The following is an 18,768-nucleotide window of genomic DNA, read 5'->3' on the forward strand; positions in this document are numbered from 1 at the left end:
CTGCTACTTCCAGGTGTCGCTCGTCGTGTAGCCGGACGAACTGCCCGTCGTGTACGAGCGGTTCGTGCCGGACTCCCAGGTCACGTTCCCGGAGCCGTCCTTCTTGACGTATTTGTACTCGAATGACGTGCTCTTGGGGACGATGGCCGGCTTGCTCCAGGTCGGGTAGGACGCCGACGAGAGCGGGATCGCGTCGCTCGTGTTCCAGGAGCCGAGGGACGGGATGGAACCGACGACGTAGACGTTGGTGCCCCAGTCGGTCGTGGCGTTGACGTTGAAGGTGACATCGGTGGCGTTGGCGGTGGCCACGTTCCAGGAGCTGTTGACCGTGATGGCCGAAGTTCCCGCGGAGGCTGTTCGGTTGGCGTTGGATTCCCAGGTGACGTTGCCCGAGCTGTCCTTCTTGATGAACTTGAACTCGAACGACGTGTTGATCGGCACGCTCACCGCGCCCGACCGGATCGGGTAGCCGGACGACGACAGCTGGACCGCCTTCGACGTGTCCCAGCCGCCCAGTGCCGAGATCGAGCCGACGACGTACACGTTCGTGCCGGAGGCCGTCGGGGCGTATTCGTTGAACGTGGCGGTCACCGTCGAGGTCGAACCGCCGCCGCCCGTGTCGTCGCAGCCCACCGTGCAGGTGTAGGAGGAGTTGTAGAAGGCGATCGCGCGCTTGGCGGGGATGGTGAGCGTCGCGCTGCCGCCCGACACCGTCACCGTCGTCGCTCCGCCGTCGATGACGTTCTTGTACGTGCCGTCGGCCATCCCTGTGGTGAAGGTGTACGTGGCGGAGGACGAGCCGTTGTTCAGCGCGAAGAAGCCCGCGCCGCCGCGCCCGAAGCCGATCACGCTCGACGACTTGGTCTGCCAGTTGGAGACCGCCGCCGTGTCGACCGCGTTGTGCCAGGCCACCATGCCGACGACCGCCGTGTCCCGGTCGAGGCAGTACCAGGAGCCGCCGGCGCAGTCCGTGTTCGTCACGAAGCCCGAGGAGTTCGGCGGCGCCTGGTCGCTCTGGGTCCATTCCCAGCTGGCGTACACCGTCGGCGTCGACCACTTGTAGGCGAGCTGGAAGAGGTTGGCGAGCTTGTACGTGTCGCCGTCCTTGTACGACATGTGCAGGCCGTTGCGCTCGGTGTCGTGGTTGGTCACGAAGGACACCGAGTTCGTGGCGGGCAGGATGCCGGAGGAGGACAGCGACTCCAGGTCGCTCGCATTGCCCTGGAACGCGGACTTCAGCCTGCTTGCGTAGGTGAAGTCGAGGACGTCACCCGCGGCGTAGTAGTCCGAGGGCTGGGGGGTCGAGCCGGGATAGATCTCCTGGAAGACGTACGGCGCCGAGCCCGAGGCGGTGTTCGTCAGCTTGGACTCGATCGCCGCCAGGTCGGTCTCGGGGATGTGCTTGGCCGCGTCCACGCGGAAGCCGTCGACACCGAGGGCCAGCTGGGAGTTCAGGAAGCCCGCGATGCCGGTGCGGACGGTGTCGGTGCCCGTCTTCAGGTCGGGCAGGCCCAGCAGCTCGCAGTTCTGGACCTGTGTGAGGTTCGAGTAGTCCTGGATCGTCAGGTCGGAGGTGGGGCAGGACGACGAGTCGTGGTAGTCGGCGCGGTCCCACTCAGGGGTGTCGTACTTGCTGGTGATCGTGGTGCCGTTGTAGCCGGTGCCGGTCTGGGCGGCGGTGTGGTTGATCACCGCGTCTGTGTAGACCTTCACGCCCGCCGCGTGACAGGTGCTGATCATGGACGCGAACTTCGCCGCCGTACCGAAGCGGCTGTTCAGGTTGTACGAGTACGGCTGGTAGACGTCCCACCAGTAGTAGCTGGACTGCTTCAGGGACTCGGCCGGCGGGGCGACCTGTACCGCGCCGTAGCCCGCGGGGCCCAGCACGCCGGTGCACTCAGCGGCGATCGAGTCCCAGTTCCACTCCCACAGGTTGGCGATCACATCGCCCTTGGCTGTCGTGTCGGCCTGCGCGGGAGTCGGCGGCAGGGCGAGCGCGCCGGCGAGCGCCAGCGCGCCGGCGGCCATGGCCCCGGCCGTCCTGCGGAAGACACCCGGGGGTCGGTGCTTGGTCATGTGCGGCTCCGAGTTGTGAGGGTGAGGCTTCAACAACCCGTGAGCGTGCGGCGGTTGAGAAGGACACGTCAAGGTTGACGCTGAAACTTCTTGCTATGAGTTTCAAGGGTCTTGCTGTAAACCTTTCGGCAGCGATACGGTCGCGCGGGGTCGGACCCAAAAGAGCCGCAATCGCAAGGAGTTCCCGCCTGTGATACCGAGATGGCCGGCGCCGCCGAAGCGCCGAACCGCCCCTGTCAGACGGGTCGCGGCCGTCACTGTCGCCGCGCTCGCCGCAGCCTTTGTGCAGCCCCTCGCCGCCCACGCGGACGCCCCGCCCCCACCGCTTTCGGACGCGAAGCTCGCCGCTCAGCCCGCCCGGCACGACGACACGCGCGAGCAGTTCTACTTCGTCATGCCGGACCGTTTCGCCAACGGGGACAAGTCCAATGACAAGGGCGGTCTGACCGGGTCGCGCCTGAGCACCGGCTACGACCCCACCGACAAGGGCTTCTACCAGGGCGGCGACCTCAAGGGCCTGACCAAGCGGCTCGACTACATCAAGGGTCTCGGCACCACCGCCATCTGGATGGCGCCGATCTTCAAGAACCGGCCGGTGCAGGGCACGGGCGCCAACGCCTCCGCCGGGTACCACGGTTACTGGATCACCGACTTCACCCGGGTCGACCCGCACTTCGGCACCAACAAGGACCTCGAAACCCTCATCTCCAAGGCGCACGCCAAGGGCATGAAGGTCTTCTTCGACGTCATCACGAACCACACCGCCGACGTCGTCGACTACAAGGAGAAGTCCTACGACTACCTGTCCAAGGGCGCCTTTCCTTATCTGACCAAGGACGGGCGGCCCTTCGACGACTCCGACTACGCGGACGGCCGCAGGAAGTTCCCGGCCGTCGACGCCGACTCCTTCCCGCGCACCCCGCAGGTCACGAGCAACAGCAAGGTCCCGGCCTGGCTCAACGACCCGACGATGTACCACAACCGGGGCGATTCGACGTACGCCGGTGAGTCGACCACGTACGGCGACTTCTCCGGACTCGACGACCTGTGGACCGAGCGTCCCGAGGTCGTCAGCGGCATGGAGAAGATCTACCAGCGCTGGGTGAAGGACTTCGGCGTCGACGGCTTCCGGATCGACACCGTGAAGCACGTGAACATGGAGTTCTGGACGCAGTGGGCGACGGCGCTGGACAAGTACGCCGCCGCGCACGGCCGCAAGAACTTCTTCATGTTCGGTGAGGTCTACTCCGCCGACCCCGCCATCACCTCCCCGTACGTCACCCAGGGCCGCCTGGATGCCACCCTCGACTTCCCCTTCCAGGAGGCGGCCCGCCAGTACGCCTCCCAGGGCGGCAGCGCGCAGAAGCTGGCCGGGGTCTTCGGCGACGACTACAAGTACACGACCGACAAGGCCAACGCCTACGAACAGGTCACCTTCCTCGGCAACCACGACATGGGGCGGATCGGGTATTTCCTCGACCAGGACAACCCCAAGGCCACGGACGCCGAGCTGCTGAAGAAGGACCGGCTCGCCAACGAGCTGATGTTCCTCAGCCGCGGCAACCCGGTCGTCTACTACGGCGACGAGCAGGGCTTCACCGGCTCCGGCGGCGACAAGGACGCCCGCCAGACGATGTTCGCGTCCAAGGTCGCCGACTACCTCGACGACGACGAGATCGGCACCGACCGCACCCACGCGAGCGACTCCTACGACAAGAGCGCACCGCTCTACAAGGAGATCGCCGCTCTCGCCAAGCTCCGGAAGGACAACCCGGCGCTCTCCGACGGAGTCCAGACCGAGCGGTACGCGGCCGACGAATCCGGCATCTACGCCTTCACCCGCACGGACGCCAGGACCGGCGCCGAGTACGTCGTCGCCTTCAACAACGCCGACGAGGCGAAGACCGCCACCTTCGCGACCGGCTCCGCGGACATGACGTACCGCGGGATCTACGGCACGGACGCCACCGCGAAGACCGACGCCGACAAGAAGCTCACTGTCACCGTTCCGGCCGGCTCAGCCGTCGTCCTCAAGGCGGCCGGCACCCTCGCCAAGCCCGCCACCAAGCCGACGATCACCCTCAAGGCCCCGGACAGCGGCGCCACCGGCACCGTCGAGCTCTCCGCCGACGTCGAGGGCGGTCAGCTCAACCGGGTCGTCTTCGCCGCCCAGGTGGGCAACGGCAACTGGCGCGTCCTCGGCTCCGCCGACCACGCCCCGTACAAGGTCACCCAGGTCATCGGCAAGGACGTACCCTCCGGCACCGCCCTGCGCTACAAGGCGGTCGTGATCGACTCCGCGGGCCGGACCGCGAGCGCCACCGCCGCGAGCACCACCGGTACCCTGCCCGCCCCGGAGGTCCCCACGGCCTCCTCCCGCGACTACGCGATCGTCCACTACAAGCGCACCGACGGCGACTACGCGAACTGGGGCCTGTACGCCTGGGGCGACATCGCCGACGGCGAGGCCACGAACTGGCCCGCCAGCCACCCCTTCGTCGGCCGCGACGCGTACGGCGCCTTCGCCTACGTCAAGCTGAAGTCCGGCGCCTCGAACGTCGGCTTCCTGGTCATCGACAAGGACGGCAACAAGGACGTCTCCGCCGACCGGACCATCGACGTCACCAAGACGGGTGAGGTCTGGGTCGAGCAGGGCAAGACGGATGTACTGACGCAGCGGCCCGACCATCCCGCGCAGGACAAGACCAAGGCGGTCATCCACTACCACCGCGCCGACGGGAACTACGACGGCTGGGGCCTGCACGTCTGGACGGGCGCCGCGAACCCCACCGACTGGTCGAACCCCCTGAAGCCGGTGAAGACTGATGCCTATGGCGCGGTCTTCGAGGTGCCGCTCAGCGACGGTGCCACCAGCCTCAGCTACATCATCCACAAGGGCGACGACAAGGATCTCCCCGCCGACCAGTCCCTGGACCTCAAGTCCAACGGCTACGAGGTGTGGCTGTTGAACGGCCAGGAGAAGTACCTTCTGCCGCAGCCCGCGGGCAGCGCGGCCGCCCTCGACCTGACCACCTCCAAGGCGGTCTGGATCGACCGGAACACGGTCGCCTGGAACGGCGTCGACGGTGCCGTCTCCACCCAGCTGCTCTCCTCCCACGACGGCTCGATCGCCGTCAAGGACGGGACGCTGACCAGCGACGACGAGCGCTGGCTGCGACTGACGAAGACGACTCTCACCGACGCCCAGAAGGCGAAGTTCCCGCATCTCAAGGACTACACGGCCTGGTCCGTCGACCCGCGTGACCGGGACCGGGTGCGCCAGGCGCTGAGCGGTCAGATCGTGGCCTCGCAGCGCGCGGCGAACGGCGCGGTGCTGGCCGCGACCGGTGTGCAGATCGCGGGTGTGCTCGACGACGTGTACGACGCGACCAAGGCGAAGCTGGGACCGGTCTTCCACGACGGCAGGCCGACCCTCTCCGTCTGGGCGCCGACGGCACAGAGCGTCGCCCTGGAGCTGGACGGCTCCAAGGTGGCCATGCACCGCAACGCCACCACCGGCGTCTGGTCCGTCACGGGCCCGTCGTCCTGGAAGAACAAGCCCTACCGGTACGTCGTGAAGGTCTGGGCCCCGAGTGTCCGCAAGGTCGTGACGAACAAGGTCACCGACCCCTACTCGGTCGCCCTCACCGCGAACTCCGAGCGCAGCCTGGTCGTCGACCTGAACGACAAGGCCCTCGCCCCGGGCGGCTGGTCGACCCTGCACAAGCCCAAGGCCGTGCCGTTGAAGGACGCGCAGATCCAGGAGCTGCACATCCGGGACTTCTCCGTCGCCGACAAGACGGTCCCGGCGAAGGACCAGGGCACCTACCTGGCCTTCACCGACCAGGGCAGCGACGGTTCGAAGCACCTGCGTGAGCTGGCGAAGTCGGGCACGTCGTACGTGCATCTGCTGCCCGCCTTCGACATCGCCACCATCCCCGAGAAGAAGGCCGACCAGGCCACCCCCGACTGCGACCTGGCCTCCTTCGCGGCCGACTCCGACAAGCAGCAGGAATGCGTCGCGAAGACCGCCGCGAAGGACGCCTACAACTGGGGCTACGACCCGTACCACTACACGGTCCCCGAGGGTTCGTACGCCACCGACCCGAACGGCACCGCGCGCACGGTCCAGTTCCGCAAGATGGTCAAGGGGCTCAACGACGACGGACTCCGGGTCGTGATGGACGTCGTCTACAACCACACGGCGGCCAGCGGCCAGGCGGACACCAGCGTCCTGGACAGGATCGTGCCGGGCTACTACCAGCGGCTCCTCGCCGACGGAAGCGTGGCCAACAGCACCTGCTGCTCCAACACCGCGCCCGAGAACGCCATGATGGGCAAGCTGGTGGTCGACTCGATCGTCACCTGGGCCAAGGAGTACAAGGTCGACGGCTTCCGCTTCGACCTCATGGGCCACCACCCGAAGGCCAACATCCTGGCCGTGCGCAAGGCCCTCGACGCGCTGACCCTCGACAAGGACGGCGTCGACGGCAGGAAGATCATCCTCTACGGCGAGGGCTGGAACTTCGGCGAGGTCGCGAACGACGCCCGCTTTGTGCAGGCCACGCAGCAGAACATGGCCGGCACCGGCATCGCCACCTTCTCCGACCGGGCCCGTGACGCGGTGCGCGGCGGCGGCCCCTTCGACTCGGACCCCGGTATCCAGGGCTTCGCGTCGGGGCTGTACACGGACCCGAACGCGTCCACGGCCAACGGCACGAAGGAGGAGCAGAAGGCCCGTCTGCTGCACTACCAGGACCTGATCAAGGTGGGCCTGTCCGGCAATCTGAAGGCCTTCACCTTCACCGACACCGCAGGCAAGGAGGTCAAGGGCTCCGAGGTCGACTACAACGGCTCGCCCGCGGGCTACGCGGCCGCGCCCGGCGACGCCCTCGCCTATGTCGACGCGCACGACAACGAGTCCCTGTTCGACGCCCTCACCTACAAGCTGCCCAAGGACACCTCCGCGTCCGACCGGGCCCGGATGCAGGTGCTGGCGATGGCCACGGCCGCCCTCTCGCAGGGCCCGTCCCTGTCCCAGGCGGGCAGCGACCTGCTGCGCTCCAAGTCGCTGGACCGCAACTCCTTCGACAGCGGCGACTGGTTCAACGCCATCCACTGGAACTGCGCGAACGGCAACGGCTTCGGACGCGGGCTGCCCATGGCCGCCGACAACGAGTCCAAGTGGTCGTACGCCAAGCCCCTGCTGAGCTCGGTGAGCGTCGGCTGCCCGCAGATCACCGGTACCTCGGCCGCGTACCAGGACCTGCTCCGGATCCGTACGACGGAGAAGGCGTTCTCCCTCGGCGCGGCCGCGCAGGTGCAGTCCCGGCTCTCCTTCCCGCTGTCGGGGAAGGACGAGACGCCCGGTGTGATCACCATGGAGCTGGGCGACCTGGTGGTGGTGTTCAACGCGACGCCTCAGCAGCAGGAGCAGCGGATCGGCGCCCTTGCCGGGGCGGCCTACCGGCTGCACCCGGTGCAGGCGAGCGGCACGGACGCGGTGGTGAAGACCTCCTCCTACGCGGCCGGCTCGGGCACGTTCACCGTTCCGGCGAGGACCGTGGCGGTGTTCACCCGGGCGGCGAAGTAGGGTCGGGGCGTCGTCGTAGAACAGGAGTGTCCATGCCGCAGATCACCGTCGACTACACCGCCGTGCTGGAGGACTCGGATGCCTTCGACATGGACGGCTTCGCGCGGGCCCTGCACGAAGCTGTCGTCGAGATCGCGGCGGCCAAGCCGGAGGCGTGCAAGACGCTGTTCCGGGACGCGCTCTCCGCGTACGCCTACGAGCCCATGGATCGGCAGCCCGCCATCGTGCATGTGACCATCGGGCTCCTCGCCGGGCGCAGCGAAGAGACGAAGGCGAGGCTGACGGAGACCGTGCTGGAAATCCTCCGCAGGCATGTCACGCCGGAGGACGGAGTCACCCTGCGCGCCTCCGCCGAGGTGCGCGACCTGGATCCGTCCTACCGGAAGTTCGAAGGCCAGGACGGCTAGGACGCCAGGGACATGAGCCGGCCGACCAGGTCCGTGAACGGACCGTCGGCCGGCTCTTCCTTGAGCATGTCGCGCAGGAGGGCCGCCATCTCGTCGTCGTTGGCGGCGCTCACCGCGGCCAGCGCGGCGAAGTCATGGACGAGCTGGACCTCCAGCTCGGCGCGGGGGATGCGCCGGCCGTCCAGCCAGATCAGGGCCGTCGACTCGGTGAGCGAGATCCAGGACCGTATGACCAGTTCCAGTCGCGCGGGCGGATCGGTGACGCGCAGATGCAAAAGGATCTGTTCGTACGCGGCCTGCCGTACGGAGTCGATGAGCGCGTTCGTGGCGGACGAGCCGACTGCCGGGCCGCCGCGCATCAGGGCCGAGAAGCCCGGCCCGTGCTCGTCCACGAAGTCGAAGAACCGGCGCATCACGCGCAGCAGCCGGCGGCCCAGCGGGCCCTCCTGCGGTTCGACGAACCGGCCGGCCAGGTCCTCCGCGGCACGCTTCAACGCGGCCTCGTACAGGCTGAGTTTGCCGGGAAAGTAGTGATAGACCAGCGGGCGTGAGATACCCGCCGCCGAGGCTATCTCGTCGATCGAGACCTCGTCGGGCGAGCGGCGGCTGAACAGTTCGAGGGCGACGCCGATCAACTGCTGCCGTCGCTCCTCCACTCCCATTCTGCGGCGAACCCCGGTAGTCATGCGAACACCTTACCGATCGGATCCGGACCGTAACGGGCCGGACCGGTCGCTGCGTTCACATGGAACCGTCACATGTCCAGCACGAGACGCTCACTTCGCGCACGCGAGACACAGATCAGCATCGAGTCGGCCCGCTCTGCGTCCGTGAGCAGCTCGTCCCGGTGTTCCACCTCGCCCTCCAGCACACGCTGTTGGCAGGTCCCGCAGAAGCCCTGCTCGCAGGAGTACGCCGTGTCGGGCAGCTCCTTGCGTACGGCGGCCAGCACGGTGGAGTCGGCGGGGACGGTCGACGTCCGCCCGCTGCGCCTGAGTTCGAGCTCGAACTCCGCGTTGCCGTCGAAGGACGCGCGCGGTGCGAACCGCTCCAGGTGCAGTGCGGCGCCTGCCGGGAGCCGCTCCTCGACCGCTGCCATGAGTCCCTCGGGCCCGCAGCAGTACACGGCGGCTCCCTCGGTCACGTCCGCGAACAGCGCGTCCAGGTCCGGCCGCCCCTCCTCGTCCTCGGCGACCACGGTCAGCCGGTCTCCGGCGACCTTCTCGACCTCTTCCAGGAACGGCATCGAGGCCCGCGACCGCCCGCCGTACAGCAGCCGCCACTCGGCGCTCTCCGGCAGGGCCCGCAGCATCGGCAGGACCGGGGTGATCCCGATGCCGCCGACGACGAAGACGTACGAGGGCGCCTCGACGAGCGGGAAGCGGTTGCGCGGCCCGCGCACCTCCAGCTCCATGCCCTCGGCAAGCTGCTCATGCACCTCGCGCGAGCCGCCCCGGCCGTCCGGGACCAGCCGGGTGGCGACCGTGTACGAGGAGGTGTCCTCGGGGTCCCCGCACAGCGAGTACTGCCGCACCAGCCCGGACGGCAGTACCAGGTCGAGATGGGCGCCCGGCTCCCAGCGGGGCAGCGCCCGTCCCTCCAGGCGCAGCCGTACGACCCCGTCGGCCACCGTCTCGTGCGAGGTCACCAGCAGCCGCAGGGCCCGCGACCGCGGCCGGCCGGAGATCGGCGGGTCGAGGGCGGGCAGCGGCCACAGCGGGGAGTCCTGGACCCGGCGCCGCAGGGCCCGTCTGGCCAGCAGCGCGGCACCCGCGAGGACGACGACGGTCCGCAGCCTCGGCATCAGGACGCTCCCTTCTCGGCGGCCTGCGCCGCGGGGGAGGAGGCCAGATAGGCGACGGCCTGTGCGGTGCAGCCCTCCTGCGAGGGGTGGTAGGTCCGGCTGAGGTAGCGGGGGATGGACGTCAGCATGTCGCCGGCCGCGGGCAGGGTGCCGCGCCGGCCGCTCAGATAGAAGTCCTTGAAGGAGGCCTTGCCGTCGAGCAGTGTGGGGTCGTTCTCCATGAAGAAGCGGGCCCCGCGCTGCCACAGGAACACCAGCGCGGTGAAGGCCGTCGCCCAGGTGCGCGCCCGGCGTCGGTAGCTTCCGTCGACGTGCATGAACAGGTCGAAGGCGACGGAGCGGTGTTCGACCTCCTCGGCGCCGTGCCAGCGCAGCAGGTCCAGCATGGTCGGATCGGCCTGGCGCCGGTCCAGTTCGTCGGCGTTCAGGATCCAGTCGCCGAGGAAGGCCGTGTAGTGCTCGATGGCCGCGATGAGCGCCACGCGCTCCAGCAGCCACCACTTACGGGCCCGGCCCGGCGATGGGGGTACCACCCACGCGTTCAGCAGTGGGGGAGTGCGGTCGCCGAGCAGCTTCTCGAAGAACCAGTCGACCTGCGCGGTGTAGGGCGTCGGGTCGAGGCCGAGATCCTTGAGATGCGGCAGCACCTCGTCATGGGCCTGGGAGTGCATGGCCTCCTGGCCGATGAACCCGATGACGTCCTCGCGGAGCCGGTCGTCCCGGATGAGCGGCAGCACCTGCTTGTAGACGTGCACGAACCACCGCTCACCGGCGGGCAGCAGCAGGTGCAGCACATTCATGGTGTGCGTGGCGAACGGGTCCCCGGGCACCCAGTGCAGCGGGGTGCCCTCCCAGGAGAAGGAAACCTTGCGGGCCTTGAGCGGTATCCGCTCGGACTCCACCGGCCGGGCCTGCGTGTTAGACATGGCGTCAATGTACTGGCGGGTAAGTCCGAGGGGAACCCTTGTGCGCCCTACTTGTTGACAGAAGTGTCAGCTAGCCGACGGCTAGCGCAGACCGTGCAGCGCGGACCCGTCGTCGAGGGTGCCCGACAGCTGCGCCTGGGTGCCCTGCTTCGCCGGTACGGCCAGTGTGCTGCCCCGGCCGGCGGCGGTGACCCCGCCCGTCGTGCGGATCGACGCGGTGTCCCTGCCGCCCGCGGCCAGCAGGTACCACGTCCCCGCGTGGGACTTCCACAACACCCCGGCCAGCACATGCGGATCACGCGCGCCGCACGCCGTCACGTCCGTCGCCCTGGCCGCCACCGCCCCGTAGCGCCCGCCCGGTGTGTGGAACTGGGCCAGCGCCGCGGTTCCGTCGCCCCGCCAGGTCTCGGCGCGGGTGCACACCCACCTGGCCGTCCCGCTGTCCTCGGGCAGTGTCTGATCGGCGAACGCCCAGGCGTTGATGCTCCTGATCCCCGCCGCGCGCTCGGCGGACAGCGAGCAGGCGAACGGTGCCCAGGTGCGCAGCGCCTCCGCCCCGTTCGCCTCGTGCGGCTTGCCGGGCCGGCCCGTGGTGAGGTGGGCGGGGACCAGTTCGCCGAGGTCGGTGGTGAGCTGGGTGCCGGAGGCGTCGGTCAGTTGCAGCACGTTCCACGACGTGCACGCGCCGGGCTGCATGGCGGGGCTGGCCAGCGGTCCGGTGACACCGTCGGTCAGGCCGAGGTCCATCGCGCCCGCCCCGGGCTTCGTCAGGTCCCGCTCGGCGGCCGCCTTCACCCAAGGGGCCGTCAGATAACGGACGTTGCCGTCGGCGCGGCCCAGCACCAGCGCGCTGGCCCCGACGCCGGTCGCGCCGTCGGCGCGGGCGAGGTCGAGGGCCGCGCCCTGCGTGCCGTCCTTCGGCTCGGCGTAACGGGCGATGCGCAGGCCGTCGTAGAGGATCGCCACGCGGGCGTTGTCGACGTCGCCCGCGTACAGCAGCTGGGGCGGTCCGGCCGGGCCGCCGGTCTGGGTGCCGGGGGTCGCCGAGACGCGGACCGTCTCCCCGGGGCGGGCCCAGACGGCGAGGGCGCGGCGCAGCAGGGCGGTGTCGCCGGTGAGGGGGCCGCGCGCGGGCCAGACGGAGAAGTCGGCGCGCGCCGAGGTCTTCCAGGCGGTGGGCGCGATCCTGGTCAGCCGGCCGGGGTCGAGGGCGGCCTCGGCCGCCGGGTTCTGGGCGTACGCGGGGGCGGCGGCGCCGTCGGGGCCCCAGCCGCCGCCCGGCAGGACGACCAGGGCGCCGCACACCGCGAGGGCGGCCGCAGCGGCGAGCGCGGCCTTGGTGTGCTGCCTGCGCCGCATCAGGTCGGTGGGCCGGGCCTGCAGTGAGCAGGGGTCGAACTCGGGGGAGGCGAGCAGCCCGTGGTGCGCGAGGACGTCGTCGGCCTCCAGCAGCGCCTCGTCCGGGTCCTCGGCCCCGGCGGCCGCCAGCAGCTGGTGCACGTCGCCGTCGGTGAGCCGCTCCAGACCGCGCAGCACATACGCGGCACGAGCCGGGCCGGACAGGGTCGCAAGGCGCTGGTCCAGGGCGAGTTCGTCGGCGCCGCCCGAGCGCGGGAACAGGCGCAGGCCCCAGACCTGGGGGAGCAGCGGCGGCAGCCGCCACATCCCGCGGCCCCGCGTCCGGGTGGCCTTCAGGGCCGAACGCACCACCTGGAGGCGGACGAAGGCGTAGCCGGGGTCCGTGTCACGGCCCGTCGACTGGGCCGGGATCGCGGCGGCCGAGGTGCGGCCCCGGGGCAGCGCGCGCTGGGTGAGGGCGTGCGCGGTCAGGACGCGGCGACTTCGGCCGAGGCCCGGCGGCAGCACCAGATAGGCGAGCCGGACCAGGCGCGGGTAGTGCTCGACGAGCGCGGCCTCGGCCTGCTCGACGTCGACGACCGGGCCGGGGCCTTTGGCGGAGTGGGGTGCGTGACGCGGGGCTACATCCTGTGACTGCACGTCCTTCAGAACGAGTGAGCCGTTGGTTGGTCACCTGCCCTCCGGGCTGCTCAGTCCTCCGGCTCGACCAGCGCCCGCGCGTAGTTGGCCATCGACCGCTGGTAGCGCGGCAGATGGGGAGCGAGGGCGCCGAGGACCAGGGACAGCCCCTCGCGGTCCCGGCCGAGGCTGGACAGGCACAGGGCGAGACAGGCGCGTACCGCGTCGTCCAACTCGTCCGACGGGGCGTCCAGTTCGGGCGTGAGCAGCTTGACGCCCTCCTCCGCCCGCCCGATGTTCCTGAGCGAGCTGGACAGCTGGATCCTGGCCCGGCGGCCCTTGTAGCCGCTCAGCCCGCGGGCGAGCGCCTCGCGGTACAGCGGTGCCGCCTTGTCCGAGTGACCGGTCGAGTCCCAGGCGCAGGCCCGTTCGAACGGGCCCAGCGGGCTGTCCTCGGGCAGTTCGGCGACGAGCGCGTCGATCACGGCCCGGAAGTCGGCTGCGTCATCCTCCGCGTAGTCGTCGAAGGTGGCCCAGGCGGCGGTCACGCGATCTTCCCAGTCTTGGTTCACCGGCACACCCTCGCACGAGTGTGCCCACGGCGGCACTCGATTTGAGCGCATCGCCCCCGGCGCCCGTATCGAGGGGCGAGGCTCCTCGCGAGGGCTCTCTGCGGCATGCTTACGCCCATCAGGACCGGAGGAACAGATGAGGTTGACCCGACCGATGCTCGCCGTGACGGGCGTCGCGGCCGCGCTGCTGCTGGCGGGGTGCGGCTCCGGCGGCGGCAAGAGCGCGGCGGACGCCGTGCCGACGACGGCCACCGGCAGCCTGGAGAGCCTGGCCGCCGAGGTGAAGTGCAAGCCGAACATGCAGACGGACGCCGATGAGATCCGCCAGGCCATCTGCAAGAACACCGACGGCAAGTTCATCCTCGCCACCTTCGCCACCGACCGCGGCCAGCGCGAGTGGATCAACGACGCCAAGGACTACGGCGGTTACTACCTCGTGGGCCGCAAGTGGGTGGCCGTCGGCGACGACGGGGTGGTCAAGGCGCTGCGCGGCACGCTCGGCGGCGAGGTGGAGATCGGCACCGACCACGGCTCGCACGGTTCGCACAGCGGCTGACGGCCTGCGCGCCGGGCGCGGACAACGGCGAAGGCCGGTGGCGGGAGGGACCCGCCACCGGCCTTCTTCGATGGGCCACCGAGGCGGCCCACCTCAGCGGATCATCCGCACCGCTGACCGTTGTTGATGCAGTTGGCGATCTTGTTCGCCAGGTTGTTCTTCGTGACGCTGATGAAGTCGTCGTGGTCGGTGGCCGGCTTGTGGAGCTGCTCCGGGAAGCCGTCGACCGCGTAGGCGTTCTTCACCTGGCCGTTCTGGATGGTCGGCGGGGTGATGTTGTACACCAGGCGCATCGTCAGCTGCGGGATCGCCTTGAAGCCGTTGCCGCAGACGCCGCTGGCCGGGTCGGCGAAGGCCACGTGCGTGCGGTGGTTGGCGCTGTCGATGTTCTGGCCGTCCCAGCAGCTCTGGAAGGCGAACGTACGGACCACCTTGCTGCCCTGCGGGCAGATCGGGTACTGCTCCGTCAGCTGGACCTTGTTCTCGAAGCCGGTGCAGCTCCAGTGCGCGTTGGCGTTGGCCAGACCGTTGGTGGTGGTCTTGGCGTCACCGGTGATGATGCGCAGGAACTGCGGCATCGCGACGACCTTGCTGGCCGGGCTGCCGACGTACTTGATCTGCGCCTGGACCGGCGTCAGGATCTTGCCGACGTTGCCTTCCTTGCCGCCGCCGTCCGCGTTCTGGTCGAAGTCCTGCGTGCCGTCCTGGACTCGGACCACGGGCCAGTAGTACGACGACAGGTCGTTCTGGTTCTGGCAGCTGGTGGCGGCCTGCAGGAAGGTGTTGTTGCTGGAGAACGCGTTGACCTTCTGGTTGCCGACGTAGTCGTGCAGGTGGTGCGCGCCGTTGGCCACACCGGGCGCCACGATCACGTTGTCGGTGTTGTGGTTCTTGTTCGCGTTGACACCGCACCGGGTGGTGAACGTACCGGTCGAGGCGTTGCCGCCGTTCTGCGGCTTGCCCTGGACGTTCGCCGCGACCTTCGTGATGTCCACGAAGTCGGCCGCCACCGGGCCGTTGCCGGCCTGGCCGCCGCCGGCCTGCGCCTGCCCGCCGTTCTGCTGCTGCCCGCCGTTGTTCTGGCCCGTGCCGGGGCTGGCGGTGGCCGTGTTGCCGCCGTTCTGCTGCTGACCGCCGTTCTGGGTGCCGCCGGCCGTGGTCTGGTTGGCGGTCTGCGTCGTACAGGCGGCGAGCTGCGAGAGCGCGTTGTTGAACGTGCCGCCCACCCGCTGGATGTCGATCCTGATCCGGTCGATCGTGGCGGTCCGCTTCGACTTCAGCGGGTTGACGATCGCGTTCTGCACGAAGCTCGCGTCGTTCGTCTGCGCCTGACGCGTGGAAGCGAGCCGGGCGTAGGCCTCGGTGATCTGCTTGTCGAGGTTCGCCAGCTCCGCGGCCACACCGTTGCGGGCCCTGTACGGCACGTTCGTCAGCTTCTGGCCGACGTCCGGGCAGGAGATCGTCGCGACCTGCGCGGCCGCGGCCTTGGTCTGGTTCTGCGCCGAGTTGCTGGACTCGTGCGCGGATGCGTAAAAGTTCGCCCAGATCAGCCCGCCCCCACCGAGCGCTAGGGCCGCCGATGCGGCAATGGCCTTGGTGGCCAGCGGCGTACGGCGTTTGCGTGTGTTGCGTCCCATGGAACTCCTCTGACTTCCTTGGCGGGGCAGCATCGAGGCGCCCGACAGGAGTGAAGCTGCTTCCATCCATACGGACGGCGTCCCGGGCGTGTTCAGCCGCCTCACAAACTCATCAGAGGACCGGCCGTCGATGGCGCCTCAACAGCCCCTTGAACAGCAGGAGTTACCGCAAAGTAGCGGAGAACTCGCGGAAAGTCAGCGGTCCCGGTCCAGATGGGCGAGGACTGCCAGGACGCGCCGATTGTCGTCGTCCGACACCTCCAGTCCCAGTTTGGTGAAGATGTTGGAGGTGTGTTTGGCGATCGCCCGTTCCGTGACGACCAGTTGCGCGGCGATCGCCGCGTTCGACCGGCCCTGCGCCATCAGCTCCAGGACCTCCCGCTCCCTGGGGGTGAGTTTGCCGAGCGGATGGTCGTCGGCGGACCGCCGGGACAGCAGTTGCTGGATCACCTGCGGATCCATGGCCGTACCGCCCGCCGCCACCCGTCGTACGGCGTCCACGAACTGCTCCGCGTCGAACACCCGGTCCTTCAGCAGATACCCCACCCCGCCGCTGCCGTCGGCCAGCAGCTCGCGCGCATACAGCTGCTCCACGTGCTGCGAGAGGACCAGCACCGGAAGTCCGGGCCGGTCCCGCCGGGCCTTGAGGGCGCACTGCAGGCCCTCGTCGGTGTGGGTGGGCGGCAGCCGTACGTCGACCACGGCCACGTCCGGCTCCAGCTCGGCCAGCGCGCGGGCGAGCTCGGGTCCGGACTCCACGGCCGCCGCGATCTCGAAGTCGTAGGCCTCCAGCAGCCGGACGAGCCCGTCCCGGAGCAGGAACAGGTCTTCGGCTAGGACAACGCGCACGGAATCTCCATGGTCACCATGGTGGGACCGCCCGCGGGGCTGCTGACGGCCAGGACGCCGTCGAATGTACCCAGTCGCCGCTCGACTCCGGAGAGTCCGGAACCGGCTCCCGCCTCGGCGCCGCCCTTGCCGTTGTCGGTGACCGCGATCCGCAGCATGCCGTCGCTGTGGTGGAGGTCGGCCCAGATCCGGTCGGCGCCGGAGTGCTTGACCGCGTTGGTGAGCACCTCGCTGATCGCGAAATACGCCGCCGACTCCACCGGCGCGTCCGCGCGGCCGGGCAGCTCGACGGTCACCTCGGTGGGCAGCGGCAAGCGCAGCGCCAACGCCCGTACGGCGTCGCCCAGTCCGCGTTCGGCGAGCACCGGCGGATGGATGCCGCGGACCAGGTCGCGCAGCTCGCTGAGCGCGTCGGCGGAGGACTGCCGGGCCTGGGCGAGGAGTTGCTTCGCCTTGGCCGGGTCCTTGTCCAGGAGCATCTCGATGGTGCCGAGATCCATGCCCATCGCGACCAGCCGGGCCTGCGCCCCGTCGTGCAGATCCCGCTCGATACGGCGCAGTTCGGCGGCCGAGGTGTCCACCGCGTCACGCCGGGTCTCGGTCAACACCCGTACACGCTCGGCGAGTTCGCTCTGATCGGCGCCGAGGACGGCCCGGGTGAGCCGGAAGTGGACGACGAGCAGGCGCGGGGCGAGACGGTAGGCGGCGACCAGGAGGACCGCGGCGGTGGCGGCCGCGCCGAGCGCGGTCGGCTGGTCGGTGACCGGCACGAAGCCGTACCAGTAGGTCTGGCCGTCGGCGAGCACCCGCCACAGCCCGGCCGCCACCGCGAACCCCTCGAAGGGATAGAGGAGCAGGACGGCCGGAAGCAGCGCCGTGAGGTAGCCCGCCGTCATGTCCACCAGCAGCCAGCGCAGGTCCCGCCGGACCTGCGGGTCGCGGAGCATCCCGAAGCAACGTGCCCAGAGGTTGGCGTCCGGAGGTATCGGGAGGTACGCCGACGGGATCCGCACCCCGCACCACTCGGCCGCGAGCCGCCGCCGTACGTCCGCGAAGTCCCGCACACCGCCCAGCACATAGGGGGTCGTGACGATGCCGATGCCGATCGGGATCGTCGCGATGGAGACGACGGCCAGCGTGAAGACGAGCACGGCGACGGGCAGCATCACCAGGGCCAGCACGAGTCCCCGTACGGCGGCCAGCACCACTTCCCGGGTGCGCCCGCCGCCGCCGCTCTTCGTGTCGGTGTTCATGGCGTCAGTCTCGCCGACCCCCGGGCGCGGGTCACTGGGCCCGGAACCCGGTCAGGGGGTGGTGTCAGATACACCCCGGACTTCTGCACCCCGGACTTCCGCGAGCACCTTCGCCTCCACCTCCGGATCCAGCCCCTTGCGCGTCCGGTCCGGCCGCTGGGGCGCGCCGCCGCCGATGTCCCGCAGCCAGGTCCAGGTGTCGGCGACGGTCTCGGCGACCGGGCGGCACTCCAGCCCCGCCGCCCCGGCCCGCGAGACGTCCGCGGAGTGCAGGGCGTCGTACATGTCGCTGCCGGGCGGCACCCACACCGGCAATTGCGTCCACGGCTCGATGCCCGCGCCGAGGACGACGTCCGGGGCGGCCCACACCAGTTCGGCGTCCGAGCCGGTGACCTGTACGCAGGCGTCGAGAAGCTCGCCCATGGTGGCGTGCCCCTGCGGGCTCACCAGGTTGTACGGCCCGCTCAACCCCCGTTCGACCGCCCCGAGAACCCACTGGGCGAGGTCGCGGACGTCGACGTACTGCAGGCGCAGCTCCCGCGGTCCGGGCGCCAGGACGGGGCCGCCGCGGGCGATCCGGGTCAGCCACCAGGGCAGCCGGCCCACGTTCTCGTGCGGGCCGAGGATCAGCCCCGCCCGCACCAGCACCGAGCGTTCCGCGCCGAAGGCCTCGACGGCGGCCAGTTCACCGCCCCGCTTGTCCCGCGGGTACTCGGTCTGCTCCGCGTCGGCCGCGGCGCCCTCGACCAGCGACGCGTCCTCGCCGTACCCGGCGGGCGGGGCCCACGCGTACACCGAGCAGCTGGACACGTACACATACCGCCCGGCGCGGCCCCGCAGCAGCCGCGCCGACTCCCGCACGGCGCGGGGCGCGGCCGACCAGGTGTCGACGACGGCGTCCCACTCCTCGCTCCCGGCGAGGGCCGCCAGTCCGCCCGGGGCGGTGCGGTCGCCGTGCAGCGACCGCACCCCCGCCGAAGGAGCGTGCCGTCCCCGGTGGAAGACGGTCACCTCCCAGCCCCGCCCGAGGGCCGACTCGACGACGGCCCGCCCCACGAACTCCGAACCACCCAGCACAAGAAGTCTCATGCCCGAGATCGTGCCCGGCCGGGCCGCGG

At 70.0% G+C, this 18,768-nt stretch carries 13 protein-coding genes; 3 read left to right on the plus strand and 10 right to left on the minus strand.

Translation table 11 applies throughout. The annotated features are described in order from the left end of the window. Positions 1 to 3 precede the first annotated feature (3 nt). Positions 4 to 2,076, minus strand: coding sequence for a carbohydrate-binding module family 20 domain-containing protein (locus ACZ4EG_RS14330; protein WP_467790849.1), 2,073 nt, complete (start codon positions 2,074 to 2,076; stop codon positions 4 to 6). Between the two features lie 190 nt (positions 2,077 to 2,266). On the opposite strand from ACZ4EG_RS14330, the gene pulA reads away from it, so the two are divergent. Together pulA and ACZ4EG_RS14340 are read left to right on the plus strand one after the other, a co-directional pair. After that, positions 2,267 to 7,669, plus strand: a complete 5,403-nt coding sequence (pulA, locus tag ACZ4EG_RS14335; protein ID WP_467790850.1) for a pullulanase-type alpha-1,6-glucosidase — start codon at positions 2,267 to 2,269, stop codon at positions 7,667 to 7,669. Between the two features lie 32 nt (positions 7,670 to 7,701). Beyond that, entirely contained in the window at positions 7,702 to 8,076 is a 375-nt protein-coding gene (locus ACZ4EG_RS14340) for a 5-carboxymethyl-2-hydroxymuconate Delta-isomerase (RefSeq protein WP_467790851.1), read from the plus strand. On the opposite strand, the gene ACZ4EG_RS14345 is transcribed toward ACZ4EG_RS14340, so the two are convergent. From ACZ4EG_RS14345 to ACZ4EG_RS14365, 5 genes are all read right to left on the minus strand, one after another. Beyond that, on the minus strand, positions 8,073 to 8,762 hold the full coding sequence (locus ACZ4EG_RS14345) for a TetR/AcrR family transcriptional regulator (protein WP_467790852.1): 690 nt from the start codon (positions 8,760 to 8,762) through the stop codon (positions 8,073 to 8,075). The two genes, ACZ4EG_RS14340 and ACZ4EG_RS14345, sit on opposite strands and share 4 nt — an antisense overlap. Positions 8,763 to 8,830: 68 nt before the next feature. Then, positions 8,831 to 9,880 carry a PDR/VanB family oxidoreductase gene (locus ACZ4EG_RS14350; RefSeq protein WP_467790853.1) on the minus strand — a complete coding sequence of 350 codons (1,050 nt, stop codon included), beginning with the start codon at positions 9,878 to 9,880 and terminating at the stop codon, positions 8,831 to 8,833. Continuing rightward, complete coding sequence (locus ACZ4EG_RS14355; RefSeq protein ID WP_467790854.1) at positions 9,880 to 10,806, minus strand: metal-dependent hydrolase; 927 nt, start codon at positions 10,804 to 10,806, stop codon at positions 9,880 to 9,882. The genes ACZ4EG_RS14350 and ACZ4EG_RS14355 overlap by 1 nt, the downstream gene beginning before the upstream one ends. Before the next feature lie 81 nt (positions 10,807 to 10,887). Beyond that, positions 10,888 to 12,804 carry a hypothetical protein gene (locus ACZ4EG_RS14360; RefSeq protein ID WP_467790855.1) on the minus strand — a complete coding sequence of 639 codons (1,917 nt, stop codon included), beginning with the start codon at positions 12,802 to 12,804 and terminating at the stop codon, positions 10,888 to 10,890. Between the two features lie 50 nt (positions 12,805 to 12,854). Beyond that, on the minus strand, positions 12,855 to 13,406 hold the full coding sequence (locus ACZ4EG_RS14365; protein ID WP_467790856.1) for a tetratricopeptide repeat protein: 552 nt from the start codon (positions 13,404 to 13,406) through the stop codon (positions 12,855 to 12,857). Between the two features lie 85 nt (positions 13,407 to 13,491). On the opposite strand from ACZ4EG_RS14365, the gene ACZ4EG_RS14370 reads away from it, so the two are divergent. Further along, positions 13,492 to 13,911: a hypothetical protein gene (locus ACZ4EG_RS14370; RefSeq protein ID WP_453558648.1), complete on the plus strand. Its 420-nt coding sequence runs from the start codon at positions 13,492 to 13,494 to the stop codon at positions 13,909 to 13,911. A 101-nt stretch (positions 13,912 to 14,012) separates the two neighbouring features. Here the strand turns inward: ACZ4EG_RS14370 and ACZ4EG_RS14375 are convergent, their stop codons facing one another. The 4 genes from ACZ4EG_RS14375 to ACZ4EG_RS14390 all read right to left on the minus strand — a co-directional run bounded on the left by ACZ4EG_RS14375 (position 14,013) and on the right by ACZ4EG_RS14390 (position 18,739). After that, positions 14,013 to 15,548 (minus strand): DUF1996 domain-containing protein, encoded by a 1,536-nt coding sequence (locus ACZ4EG_RS14375; RefSeq protein WP_467790857.1) that lies wholly within the window; start codon positions 15,546 to 15,548, stop codon positions 14,013 to 14,015. Positions 15,549 to 15,743: 195 nt separating this feature from the next. Further along, positions 15,744 to 16,397 (minus strand): LuxR C-terminal-related transcriptional regulator, encoded by a 654-nt coding sequence (locus ACZ4EG_RS14380; RefSeq protein WP_453558643.1) that lies wholly within the window; start codon positions 16,395 to 16,397, stop codon positions 15,744 to 15,746. Then, positions 16,382 to 17,650 (minus strand): sensor histidine kinase, encoded by a 1,269-nt coding sequence (locus tag ACZ4EG_RS14385; protein ID WP_467790858.1) that lies wholly within the window; start codon positions 17,648 to 17,650, stop codon positions 16,382 to 16,384. Before ACZ4EG_RS14385 ends, ACZ4EG_RS14380 begins: the two co-directional genes overlap by 16 nt. Before the next feature lie 51 nt (positions 17,651 to 17,701). After that, positions 17,702 to 18,739: an NAD-dependent epimerase/dehydratase family protein gene (locus ACZ4EG_RS14390; RefSeq protein ID WP_467790859.1), complete on the minus strand. Its 1,038-nt coding sequence runs from the start codon at positions 18,737 to 18,739 to the stop codon at positions 17,702 to 17,704. Positions 18,740 to 18,768: the final 29 nt, after the last annotated feature.

Source organism: Streptomyces sp. NPDC025638, assembly GCF_055558775.1.